The 12,796-nt window shown below is 42.8% G+C and carries 11 protein-coding genes; 1 reads left to right on the forward strand and 10 read right to left on the reverse strand.

The window, feature by feature from the left end:
- Positions 1–85: 85 nt before the first annotated feature.
- Positions 86–985, reverse strand: a complete 900-nt coding sequence (locus M2444_RS04295) for a LysR family transcriptional regulator (protein ID WP_094870265.1) — start codon at positions 983–985, stop codon at positions 86–88.
- Between the two features lie 121 nt (positions 986–1,106).
- On the opposite strand from M2444_RS04295, the gene dapA reads away from it, so the two are divergent.
- Positions 1,107–2,003 carry a 4-hydroxy-tetrahydrodipicolinate synthase gene (gene dapA, locus M2444_RS04300; RefSeq protein WP_094877316.1) on the forward strand — a complete coding sequence of 299 codons (897 nt, stop codon included), beginning with the start codon at positions 1,107–1,109 and terminating at the stop codon, positions 2,001–2,003.
- A 301-nt stretch (positions 2,004–2,304) separates the two neighbouring features.
- On the opposite strand, the gene M2444_RS04305 is transcribed toward dapA, so the two are convergent.
- The 9 genes from M2444_RS04305 to M2444_RS04345 all read right to left on the reverse strand — a co-directional run bounded on the left by M2444_RS04305 (position 2,305) and on the right by M2444_RS04345 (position 12,695).
- Entirely contained in the window at positions 2,305–3,666 is a 1,362-nt protein-coding gene (locus M2444_RS04305) for a DEAD/DEAH box helicase (protein ID WP_280786394.1), read from the reverse strand.
- 398 nt (positions 3,667–4,064) lie between these two features.
- Positions 4,065–4,637: a phosphate propanoyltransferase gene (gene pduL, locus M2444_RS04310; RefSeq protein WP_042128797.1), complete on the reverse strand. Its 573-nt coding sequence runs from the start codon at positions 4,635–4,637 to the stop codon at positions 4,065–4,067.
- A 138-nt stretch (positions 4,638–4,775) separates the two neighbouring features.
- A complete protein-coding gene (locus M2444_RS04315; protein WP_094870269.1) occupies positions 4,776–5,741 on the reverse strand; it encodes a dipeptidase in 966 nt (321 codons plus the stop codon).
- Between the two features lie 149 nt (positions 5,742–5,890).
- On the reverse strand, positions 5,891–6,151 hold the full coding sequence (locus M2444_RS04320; protein ID WP_019910496.1) for a stage V sporulation protein S: 261 nt from the start codon (positions 6,149–6,151) through the stop codon (positions 5,891–5,893).
- A gap of 201 nt (positions 6,152–6,352) precedes the next feature.
- On the reverse strand, positions 6,353–7,147 hold the full coding sequence (locus tag M2444_RS04325; protein ID WP_280786616.1) for a TIGR00282 family metallophosphoesterase: 795 nt from the start codon (positions 7,145–7,147) through the stop codon (positions 6,353–6,355).
- Between the two features lie 141 nt (positions 7,148–7,288).
- Positions 7,289–8,830, reverse strand: coding sequence for a ribonuclease Y (rny, locus tag M2444_RS04330; protein WP_042128807.1), 1,542 nt, complete (start codon positions 8,828–8,830; stop codon positions 7,289–7,291).
- Between the two features lie 316 nt (positions 8,831–9,146).
- Positions 9,147–9,878 carry a regulatory protein RecX gene (locus M2444_RS04335; RefSeq protein WP_094870271.1) on the reverse strand — a complete coding sequence of 244 codons (732 nt, stop codon included), beginning with the start codon at positions 9,876–9,878 and terminating at the stop codon, positions 9,147–9,149.
- Between the two features lie 163 nt (positions 9,879–10,041).
- A complete protein-coding gene (recA, locus tag M2444_RS04340) occupies positions 10,042–11,109 on the reverse strand; it encodes a recombinase RecA (RefSeq protein ID WP_094870272.1) in 1,068 nt (355 codons plus the stop codon).
- A 299-nt stretch (positions 11,110–11,408) separates the two neighbouring features.
- Positions 11,409–12,695, reverse strand: a complete 1,287-nt coding sequence (locus tag M2444_RS04345; RefSeq protein WP_042189391.1) for a competence/damage-inducible protein A — start codon at positions 12,693–12,695, stop codon at positions 11,409–11,411.
- Positions 12,696–12,796: the final 101 nt, after the last annotated feature.

A 12,796-nucleotide genomic window follows, 5' to 3' on the forward strand; every position in this document is an offset into this window, starting at 1 on the left:
TTAGCACTCTTCTTAGATGAGTGCTAATTCTTCTTTTTATATAACATAAACTGATTTTGAATGTCAATATTTATAGCGACTTTCATTAAATAATGCTACCTTTCGCTAACGATTCATTCACAAGTAACATTTGCGTTAGAAATTGCAACGGCTGGGACTTCCATTTCTTAGGATGCATCAGAAGCTGCAGATCAAAGTGAATTTCCGGATGTGCGAAGGGCAGCTCGGCCAAGTTCCCCCGCTCAATTTCTTCCTCTGCCACGATTTTTGGTAGCAGGGCAATTCCCAGACCATTCATTACACAACGTTTGATCGCTTCTAGATTCGAAAGCTCAAAGCCTATGCGGAATATAATGCCGTGATCCTTTAACAGATTCTCGAACAGACTCCGATAAATACAGCTTTCTTCAGAAACAATTAATTCACAGTTATTTAGATCCTGTAAGCTTACTATATCCTTCCGGGCAAGTGGATGATTAATGGGGGCGATCAATACAAGCGGTTCGTCTCTAATGATCGTACGATCAAGTAGAGAATCCGTAGTGGTACGATCAAGCATCAAGCCGATGTCCACTTCCCCGTCTTTTATTTTGGCCACAAGACTAGCTTCCTGCATAGTTTGTAGATGGATATCAAGTTTCGGGAATTTCGTCCTCAACTGCTGTAGGTAAGGGGGCAAGTAGAATGCGGCTAATGAATCTATTGTCCCAATTGTTAGCGTGCCTCCTATTTGCTGGGCGATGGTTTCTTTAGAACGATCATACAGATCCAAAATCTCCACGAATAGCTTCAATAGCTCTTCTCCAGGCGGGGTAAGACGCAATTGGCGACCATGCCGTTCTATTAAAGGGACTCCGTATTCCTTCTCTATCTTCTGTATTTGCATCGTAACACTCGACTGGGCATAACCTAGCTCTTCAGCAGCACGTGTAAAGCTCTGACGTTTAGCTACCTCGCGGAATGTTCGTAAATAGGTTAAATCCATAACCTCACCCTAACATCAATATTTTTGATGATACACATCATTTATTATAGCTAACGACGATGCAACATTCCATGGTAAAGTGTATGTAGAGGAATTAAAATATTTTGGAGGCCGATAATTTATGCTTACAGAACAACAGATTTATGGAATTTATGTCCCCGTGGTCACCCCGTTCAATGCTGCTGGTGAAGTCGATCTGGATTCGTATCAGCGTTATGTAAAGAACCTTATTAACAACAGCATACAAGGTCTGGTCGTTAATGGAACCACCGGTGAATCGCCAACTGTAACCGTAAATGAAATGCAGCTTCTAGTAAACACTTCTCGTGAGCTTTTACAATCTACATCTATCCCCTTAGTAGTCGGTACAGGAACCAATGACACAGCTTCTACGGTAGCTCGCACAGAGATCGCAGCTAACCTTGGTGCGGATTGCGCACTAGTAGTCGTCCCTTATTATAGTCGTCCATCACAAGAGGGCATCATTGCCCATTTCCGCAAAGCGGCAGAAGTAGGTATTCCGATCATGGCTTATGACATTCCAAGTCGTACGGGTACTGCTATGACCCTAGATACTGCACGTACAATCCTAGAAATGAATCATGTTGTCGGATTAAAAGACTGCTCTGGTAGCACCAAAATGGTTACTGAGCTAGTTCGTACAGGTAGCAAACCTGTGCTTGGCGGCGACGATTCACTCTTTTTTGAAATGCTTAGCTCCGGGGCAGCTGGTGGTATGCTTGCTACTGCGAACGTTTATCCAGCAGAATGTATCCGTATATACGAAGCCTTCAAATCGGGTCAATTCGACTTATCCAAAGAAAACTTTGAACAACTACTGCCGATCATCCGTCTCTTGTTCAAGGAATCGAACCCCGCTCCAATCAAATGGATGCTTAGCCAAAATGGCCTAATCAATTCGGATACGCTTCGCCTCCCAATGACTTCCATCAGCACAGCGCTTCAGCAAGAGCTTGGTTCTTATATTCAGGACAACGCGATTGAAGCGACTGCATAACTATAATAACAACAGCCGTTATACAGTGGGAACTGTGTAGCGGCTTTTTTGTAATGAATCTAACGTCGAAATCGCTCTCATCGAGAAGATCAGCAATAACTTTTTCGATATTATTCTAACTATTCTTCTGATTCTATCGACAGTGTATATAGTTTAGTATCGTCCACAACATCACCTCTGTTTTTAAATAAAAGAGTATCACCTATTAACTTACCGCAGCATCAAAAAACAAAAAAAACCATCAGATTTCTCTGACGGTTTTGAGATCTTACTATATAAAACGTCTAGCGTTCAAAACAACTTATCTGCTGCTCGAAGTTTGCTGTCTTCCCTTGGTGAACCACTCAGACTTTGGCTTTAGTGGAGGGTTGGACTTAGGCTTTGCTTTGGCAGGTTTAGATGCCGCTGGCTTTGACCCCGCAGGTTTAGCTGTAGAAGGTCTAGAGGTCGACGGTTTTGAAGAGGCAGATCTCGAACCTGACGGTTTCGAAGATCGTTCTGTCTTCATCTGCGTTTTACGAGACATCGGATACGGGTGATCCTTCACTTCAGGAATCGATTTTCCGATCAATTTCTCAATATCTTTAAGGAACGGAAGCTCTTCAGATTCACAAAAAGAGATTGCAGTCCCGCTTAAACCCGCTCTACCCGTACGACCAATTCGGTGCACATAGGTTTCTGGAATATTAGGCAAGTTAAAGTTGATTACATGAGACAACTCATCAATATCGATTCCTCGCGCGGCGATATCCGTAGCTACTAGCACACGGGTTGCACCACTTTTAAAATTCCGCAATGCATTCTGACGATCATTCTGCGATTTATTGCCGTGAATGGCTTGTGCAGAAATGTTCACTTTTGCTAGATCACGAGTAACACGGTCTGCACCACGTTTAGTACGAGTAAACACCAGCGCAGAAACGATTGATTTATCCTGTAATAAAAGATTCAATTGGTTTTGCTTGTTTCCGTTCTCTAACAAATAGATCGATTGTTCGATTCTGTCCGCAGTAGATGACACGGGTGTGATTTCTACTTTTACTGGATTTACAAGCAAGGTTTTGATCAATTTGGAGATCTCAGTAGGCATCGTTGCCGAGAAGAACAGCGTTTGTTTTTTCGTTGGCATTTTGGCGATAATCCGCTTTACATCATGGATAAAGCCCATATCTAGCATACGGTCAGCTTCATCCAAGACAAGAATTTGGACATACTGTAAGTCCACACGTTTTTGATTGATCAGATCGATAAGTCTACCTGGTGTAGCAATTAGAATATCAGCACCTTGATTCAGGGCACGCTCTTGTACTTTCTGTGATACACCACCAACGATGGCAGCAGAGCGGATATCTGTATATTGGCTATACGCTTTTATGTTATCAGCAATTTGAATCGCTAGTTCTCTTGTCGGTGTTAAGATCAGTGAGCGAATACGTCGCACATTGTTTGATTTATTGGGACTTGTTTGTTCGCTTAATAATTGAATAATAGGTACAGAGAATGCAGCTGTTTTTCCTGTTCCCGTTTGAGCACATCCAAGTAAATCTCTACCTGCTAATACAGCTGGGATCGATTGCTCCTGTATTGGTGTAGGTGATGTATAGTTTTCTTTGGTTAAAGCCTTTAAAATCGCAGGCATAATATTCAGTTCGTTAAATGTCATTTTGTCTCCTTAATTTCTAATACATATATTCTTAACAAAAAATCCTTTTGTCACGTCATAAACAATAATCATAACATAATCAGTCAAATAATAATAGATATTCTTTATCATCGCACCAATTTTCATTAAAAATCCATTTCAGGATAGGATCCACCCTGAGTTCTGTGTTCCTGAATTCCTATGCTCCTGAATACACATCTTTTTGAGCGATCGGACTCTATTGCACCTATTCGTGTAAAACGGGCACAAATCCGCACAAATACGAAACAATAAGAGCTATGCAGTCGGAAAAATGTTCAAGTGAGCGGGCATATTAGTCACATAACATTTTTGCACGCAGAAAACAAACAAAAAAAAGCGAAGGATTTCTCCCCCGCTTCTTATCATTCGTATGAAGACTAGTCTACGATTTCAGCAGTGTCGCCATTGTTGGCACCGGCAGCATTAGCTTCGTCAGTATCAATATGCATATCAAGTTTGAAGCTGTCAGATACACGAGCAATTACGTTCTCCAATACGAGACCGCGGTCGCCACCCAGACGAACTTTAAGCAATTGCTTATCCGCAATGCCCCAAGCTTCAGCTTCAGATGTGTGGAAGTGAATGTGACGAGCTGCGATAATAACACCTTGTTCTAATTCAACTTCACCAGCAGGTCCTTTAAGCGTAATGCCAGGTGTTCCTTCAATATTTCCAGATTCGCGAACTGGAGCTTTCACGCCAAGTGCGAAGGAGTCAGTACGGGAAATTTCTAATTGGGAAGCCGGACGAGCAGGTCCCAAAATTCTTACCTTGTCAAATTTACCTTTGCTACCGATAACTGCTACTTGTTCATTTGCTGCAAATTGTCCTGGTTGTGAAAGTGGTTTGAACTCAGTTAATTGATATCCTGGGCCAAACAGAGCCTCCACGTGCTCTTGCGTAAGGTGAATATGTCTAGCCGACACACCTACGGGTACAGTCTTACTCATTGTAAAGTCACTCCTTGTATTTTCTCTAGTATCTGTACAAGCCATTAACCATTATACATCTTCTTACCCAAAAATAAAAAGGGCTGCATCATAACGAAGCCCCTTTTTTCGACATTTTATGTTTTTTGCACAAGATTGTCATGGTTTAGACACCTGAGAGGGCAAGTTTTCGCTTAAAAAAGAGGTCGCATTCTCATACATCCAACCTTTCACAGTATCCTCTGGATAATAACGAAGCAGCTGTTCTATAAGATCAGGGTATTTTCCCGGATGCTCCAACTTCTCCACCCAAGTATCAATGCCGTCAAAATCCGAGCCAAACATCATATGCTTCTCTCCGCCGAGACTACTTACATGTTCAATGTGCTTTAACAAATCATCCATGCAAGCCTTCCCATCATCACGTACAAACCACGGATAAAAGGTCAGGCCTATTCTTCCATCCATTGCAATCAAAGCTTTAATCTGTTCATCATTTAAATTTCTAACATGCCCACATATAGCTGCAGCATTCGAATGGGAGGCAATAAACGGACGATTACTTAAATCAGCCAACTCCCAGAACCCCGCTTGCGACAAATGCGACACATCCAGCAGCATTCCACTTTCGTTGCACCATTCTATCAGCTTTCTCCCTTTTTCCGTAAATCCACCATTTCGTTTCTCTAGCACACCATCTGCTGCCCAGTTCGCATAATTCCAAGTTACACCAAGAAAGCGTACTCCAAGTTCGAAACAGAGCTGGGCATAAAACAAGTTCCCTTCTAAGCCGTCTACGCCCTCCAGAGAGAGCATTGCTTGCGGAGGAGCACCTACTAGCCGATTCCCTACTTGCTCCTTCCACCGTAACCACTGAAGCCCATCTGTGTTCACTATCTTTTGCCTAAAGAGATCCATTTGCCCTAGGACATGTTCAAAGCTTGCTCTGCCCCTACTTGTCGAAAGATATATTGCAAAAATCTGCAATTCCACTCCGCCCGATCTTAACCGCTCTGCAGTAACATCTAATCGGGGATCATTGTCAAAATCAATATCCGGAGAGGCTTGCATTTTGCTTAGCACATCACAATGAAAATCCGCTACCTTAAGCTTATTAACACTCATTCTATAACCTCACTTTCTCGCAGTTCTAGCCGTATAATTCATCTTCCAAGACCCTATTTCAAATCCTATGCCAAAAAACTTCAGACTATAAATAAAAAGCAAAAAACCTGTTTACAAAAGTAAACAGGCTCATTCATTCTATAGGTCTATTATCTGGGTTCAACAATCAGTTTAATCGCGGTTCGATCTTCTCCATCAATCACTATATCAGTGAAAGCAGGAATGCAGATCAAATCAACTCCGCTTGGTGCAACAAATCCCCGGGCAATGGCAACTGCTTTGACTGCTTGATTCAGTGCTCCAGCTCCAATAGCTTGCAATTCGGCCGATCCACGTTCACGAAGAACACCTGCTAATGCGCCGGCGACGGAATTTGGATTGGATTTAGCTGATACTTTTAATACATCCATAGTAAGTACCTCCCCTGGGAAAATAATGGTGTTCTTCCACTACTTTAGATGTTATTCGCGAGAGAAGAAATAATTCCTTCTTTTTACGGACCACGTCTTCCAAAAACGGTGTACAAGATACTCTGTTACGATATAAAAAATATCACACTTTACCCTAACTCGGCGAAATTACCCGAATTAACAAAATACTCTGTAATACGCTTAGCTCATAACCCATTCATCTTCACGAAGCCGTATCTTCTCTAGACGAGTTGCCGCACCAGTTGATTCATCTAATTCTGCAAATAAACCGTGAAGCTGCCACTTGCCTTCATCGACAACAAATCGCGCTGGAAGCTGAGTTGTGAACTTATAAAGTACTGCATCTCTTTCCATACCCAGAATCCCTTCGCTTGAACCAACCATACCCGCATCGGTCAAATACGCAGTTCCTCCTGGCAAAATCACATCATCATTTGTCTGAACATGAGTATGTGTCCCCACAACAATCGATGCGCGACCATCCATAAAATATCCCATGGCGATTTTCTCAGAGGTTACCTCCGCATGGAAATCGACTAAAATACATTTATGATCTCTACGAAGCTCCTCCACAATTTCTTCTCCAACGCGGAAAGGACAATCGATAGCAGGTAAGAATGTCCGGCCTTGCAAATTTACAATGGCCAGTTCTTTACCGTTACCTTTAACGACCGTATAACCTCTTCCCGGTGTTCCTGGTGGAAAATTCGCAGGGCGAATAATCCGAGCTTCATCATCGATGAACTCAAAAATATCTTTATTGTCCCAGGTGTGGTTCCCCATCGTTATTCCGTGAACGCCCCAGTTAAAAAATTCATTCGCAATCGCCTTAGTGATCCCTCTTCCAGCAGCTGAATTTTCACCATTAACAATAATGATATGTGGCTGATATTTACTTTTTAGTGAGGGCAACATCTCACGAAGAGCCTTTCTGCCAACATTTCCAACGATATCTCCAATAAATAGTACTTTAATGATTCTCTCCTCCTAATCTTAACCGCTATAGCTTATGGATAAGGCCTCATATTCAAAAGAAAAAGGCCCCGCTTAGGGGCCAATTCTCAACAAATATAAGAAAGTATAAGTTACATCTTATCCCTTAACCTTATATTCCACCTATTTAGCGTATTCAACAGCCCGTGTCTCACGAATAACGGTAACTTTGATATGTCCTGGATAATCCAGTTCACTTTCAATCATCTTCGTAATATCGCGAGCAAGACGGAATGCCTCTGCATCGTCAATCTTCTCTGGCTGTACCATCACGCGTACCTCACGGCCCGCCTGAATAGCAAATGATTTCTCAACACCTTCGAATGACTCTGAGATTTCTTCCAGTTTTTCTAGACGTTTAATATACGTTTCCAGTGTTTCACGGCGAGCGCCAGGTCTTGCTGCTGACAATGCATCAGCTGCACCAACCAACATAGCAATAACCGAAGTAGCTTCGCAATCTCCATGATGAGACGCGATACTGTTGATAACAACCGGATGTTCCTTATATTTCTTCGCTAGTTCAACGCCGATCTCAACATGCGATCCTTCTACTTCATGATCCAGCGCTTTGCCGATATCATGGAGTAATCCTGCACGTTTTGCAAGCACGATGTCTTCCCCAAGCTCACCGGCCATCAGTCCAGTTAAATAAGCAACCTCCATGGAGTGCTTCAATACATTTTGACCATAGCTTGTACGGAATTTCAGACGACCCAGAATCTTGATCAAATCTGGATGTAATCCGTGAACACCCACTTCGAAAGTAGCTTGTTCACCATACTCGCGAATTCGTTCGTCCACTTCTTTGCGGGATTTCTCCACCATCTCTTCAATTCGAGCGGGATGGATACGTCCATCTGCCACAAGCTTCTCAAGTGCCGTACGGGCCACTTCACGGCGGATTGGATCAAATCCCGACAAAATAACTGCTTCCGGCGTATCATCAATAATGAGGTCGATACCTGTGAGAGTTTCAAGTGCACGAATATTACGGCCTTCACGACCGATAATCCGACCTTTCATCTCTTCGTTCGGCAGGGTAACAACTGAAACTGTTGTCTCCGCTACGTGATCAGCTGCACAGCGTTGGATAGCGAGTGTAATGATTTCGCGGGATTTCTTATCCGCTTCCTCTTTCGCCTGCTGTTCAATCTCTTTGATCATTTGAGCCGTTTCATGGCGAACTTCTTGCTCAACATTGCTAAGAATAATACTTCTTGCATCTTCGATGCTTAAATTGGAAATTCTCTCCAATTCAGTGACTTGGTTTTTGTAAATAACATCAATTTGCTGTTGGGTTTCATCAATTCGTTTCTCTTTGTTAGCTACTTGTTCTTCTTTTCTTTCAAGCGATTCCATTTTTTTATCCAGAGATTCTTCCTTTTGCAGCAAACGTCTCTCTTGCCGTTGGATTTCATTCCGACGTTCACGAGTTTCTTTCTCAGCTTCAGTACGGATTCTATGGACTTCATCCTTAGCTTCCAATACTGTTTCTTTCTTCAGCGCCTCTGCGTCTTTCTTCGCGTTCTCCACGATGACTACGGCTTCTCTTTCTGCGCTTTGAATTTTAGCTTCTGCAAGGGATTTACGAATAAAATAACCGAACCCAAAGAATAATGCAGCTACAACGAGAACGATAATGACCCAGATCCATGCTTGCATCTGTTCACCTCCTCGTTGGTTCCTCTCCAAGGTATATCCCTGGGAATTGTGCAGTTGTTAAACTATCCGTTCATCACCATACAAAAAACCGGTAAATAACCGATTGCCATACTGCACATGCTGCACATGCACACTGCCCGCCTTATCCGGCGATTACATTTCATATGAGTTGTACGCGAACCGTTTTAAAAAGTCCCCTTTTTGGGAAGGAAAAAGGATTCTTACTTTATGCCGATTCATGTTATATTTTATTATTTATAAAAAGACATTGTCAAGAGAGTCGATATGCGCATTAATGTCAAGAGAATCAGTGAGTCTAGTAAAATTCCTCATCTTCACCCTCATAATTGTCTTCTTCAAGTAAAGTATTAATCACTTGTCGCACCATATCACCCGAGAATCCACGCCGCATTAAGAAGGCTCCAGTCTTTCTGCGCTTATCTGTGGCTTCACCACGAATAAGATTCCATTTCTTACGGCCAATCTGAAGTGCACTCTCTAGTTCTTGTTCAGGACTGACATTCTCTAGTGCTTCCGAAATCAAGGTTTTGTCGATTCCTTTCTCACGTAGCTCTTGGCGAATCCACATTTTCCCCTTTCGCTGGTTCGTAATGCGTTGCTCCGCCCATTGCTTTGCATACAAGGGGTCATCAAGAAATCTTTCTTGCTGCAGCCGTTGCACCACTTCCGCAATAATAGTCTCCCCTATTTCCTTCTGCCGTAAACGGCGAGTCATTTCCATAGCGGTTCGTGGCTTCCGTTCTAGATAACGAAGTCCTTCTACATAAGCTCGCTGTCGCTCATCAGCAACAACAATTTCCTCCAAATCGGCTTTCATAAAAGAATTTCCAGTAATCATCCGATATTTAATCATGACGTCTTCGTGTACAGTCATGTTATAGGCTCCGAAATGTATGATATAGCGGTGGTCCGATTTCTTCTGACGTTCTACCTTAGTAATTTCTAAAAGTTCTCCATCAGGAAAATCAGATAGGACCTGTACGTCCTGCTCATCCGATTCAAAATCCATATCCAGCTGTATTACCATAGTTACTTGTCACCTCATAGCAATAAAATATCCCCACAAAGTGTCGCTTAAATTCGATGCATACTCAGGTACTTTGGGGGACCCCAAATATATATTTTTTATACTGTTAAGAAAAGACACCCTGCAACAATGAATCACAGGGCGTCCTATTCCTTAATAAATTCTATTGTTCGATTTCGAGAAGTAGCTTCTCTTCTTCCTCTTGCTCTGCAATGATTTCCGCTTCATTTGGTGCAGCAACAATAGTGGACAGATTACTTGCTTCACGGATCTTATTCTCAATGATGAGTGCAATATCTTGATGTTCTTTCAAGAACTGTTTGGCATTCTCACGTCCTTGGCCGAGACGCTCACCCTCATAGGAATACCATGCACCACTCTTATTCACGATGTCCATTTCAGTACCGATGTCTACAAGACTTCCTTCTCTGGAAATCCCTTCACCATACATGATATCAACATCAGCTTGTTTAAATGGAGGTGCTACCTTATTCTTCACAATCTTGATCTTGGTGCGGTTACCTACAACGTCGTTACCCATCTTAATACTTTCGACGCGACGAACATCCAACCGTACGGAAGAGTAGAATTTCAACGCCCGACCACCCGGGGTTGTCTCAGGATTACCGAACATAACACCAATTTTCTCACGAAGCTGGTTAATAAAGATAGCAATTGTATTCGATTTACTAATGGCACCAGATAGCTTCCGAAGCGCTTGAGACATCAAACGAGCCTGTAGACCGACGTGAGAGTCACCCATATCACCTTCGATTTCCGCTTTAGGAACCAATGCAGCTACGGAGTCAACGACAATAATGTCTACTGCACCACTTCGTACAAGTGCTTCAGCAATCTCAAGTGCCTGTTCACCCGTATCTGGCTGAGATAACAACAATTCATCAATGTTTACGCCCAAGTTACGTGCATACTTCGGATCGAGCGCATGCTCAGCATCGATAAATGCAGCTTGTCCTCCTTGTTTTTGCACTTCTGCAATAGCATGAAGAGCAACAGTTGTTTTACCGGAGGATTCAGGTCCGTATATTTCAATGATACGTCCCTTTGGAAGTCCGCCTATACCTAACGCAATATCAAGTGCCAAAGATCCGCTAGGTACAACTTCCACTTGCATATGAGTGGATTCTCCCAGTTTCATGATCGAACCTTTACCAAATTGTTTTTCTATTTGACGAAGCGCCATATCAAGCGCTGCACGACGATCTGACAATCAGACCACTTCCTTCACTGTTTATAATAATATAATAACGTGTTTTTGAGGTCTTGCCAAGCTTTTTTTCGAACATACATTCGTTTTTTTTGTCTCAAGCGTTAATTATCCCTTTTATTGTAAGCCTCCCTCCGGACATAGAAGTTAACTGATTTCTCTACTTCACCGGACATCAACGACTTATGATCAAAACCAAAACAGCGATCAAAATCTCCGCAGATATACAAAAAACCGCAGCAAAGAAATCTCAGTGCCACGGTTCTTCCGTATGTCTCAATTATAACTGGGCTAATCTCCCATTACAAGTCTGAGCCTTCTAGCGGTGTCTCCACCTTCCGTTCCTCAAGTCTGCGCCATAGACGATACAACAGAGCTTTAACAGTACGCAGTCGTATATTTTCACGTGTACCTTTAAGATTAAGCTCATACACTTCTGTCTTACGCCCGCGTTCAGCTAAACCAATAAATACAAGTCCAACTGGCTTACGTTCAGAATAGCCTGGTCCTGCTACACCCGTTACAGATAAACCGAAATCACTATCCGCGATCATTCTCACCTGATCAGCTAACACCTCGGCAACTTCACGACTAACTGCCCCTGGAGCATCTGGCCCCTCCAAATATGCACTTGGCACATTTAGAAGTTTTTTCTTCAGGTCGTTGGAATAACAGACGATTCCTCCCGCAAACATCGAAGCACTGCCGGGAATGTTAGTTATACTCTCCATCAGCAAGCCTCCAGTGCAACTCTCTGCCGCACTTAAAGTCAGACCTGCATCCGCCATCCAATCCACAATCAATTGCTCCAGCGGCACATCAATATTTGCATATAAATGTTCTGGCAAAATCTCTTTGATCTGTTTCTCCAGAATCTCCAGCTTCTTGTATGCTTCATGCTCGGAAGGCGCCTTTGTCGAAATACGAACGGTTACCTCTCCCTCTTTAGCGTAAGGAGCTATGGTTGGGTCTGTCTGGCTGTGAATAAGATCAATTAGCTTATCCTCAAGCAGTGATTCTCCGATACCGGCAAATTTAAGCATTTTAGAATAAAGTGGCATTTCTGTCGTCAGAGCGTGCTGCTGGAGCCACGGTACAGCTTTATCTACGAACATCGGCTTCATCTCTCGAGGCGGACCCGGAAGCACAATATAATATTTCTTTTCATGCTCAAAAGCAATGCCAACAGCAAGACCAATCTCATTTGGCAAAGGTGTGGTGCCTTCAATTATAAGTGCCTGTTTACGATTATTCTCCGTCATTACGATCTTGCGATCATCAAAGAAACGTTGTACATGATCCATTGCCAAGCGATCTATATGAAGTGTGCGGCCTAAGGAAGCAGCCAGCGCGTCCTTCGTTAGATCATCTTCTGTAGGACCGATACCACCGGTAAATATGATAACATCCGCTCTGCTTTGAGCGATCTCAATGGCTTGTTGCAGACGGCTGCTGTTATCCCCAACTACGGTTTGAAAATATACATCAATCCCAATAGCAGCTAGCTCAATAGACAAAAACTGGGCATTACTATTTACGATTTGACCGAGCAAAAGCTCTGTGCCTACTGCAATAATCTCCGCTTTCATACTTGGCTTTCGCCTCCTCGTTATAATGTAGATACACTGCTTTTAGGGTTTAAAAAAGGTAATAGGTGCTTTACCTATTACCTCTCCTATATGTAGCTACC

The sequence above is a fragment of the Paenibacillus sp. PastF-3 genome, from assembly GCF_029893135.1.
Classification (GTDB): domain Bacteria; phylum Bacillota; class Bacilli; order Paenibacillales; family Paenibacillaceae; genus Paenibacillus_AQ; species Paenibacillus_AQ nitricinens.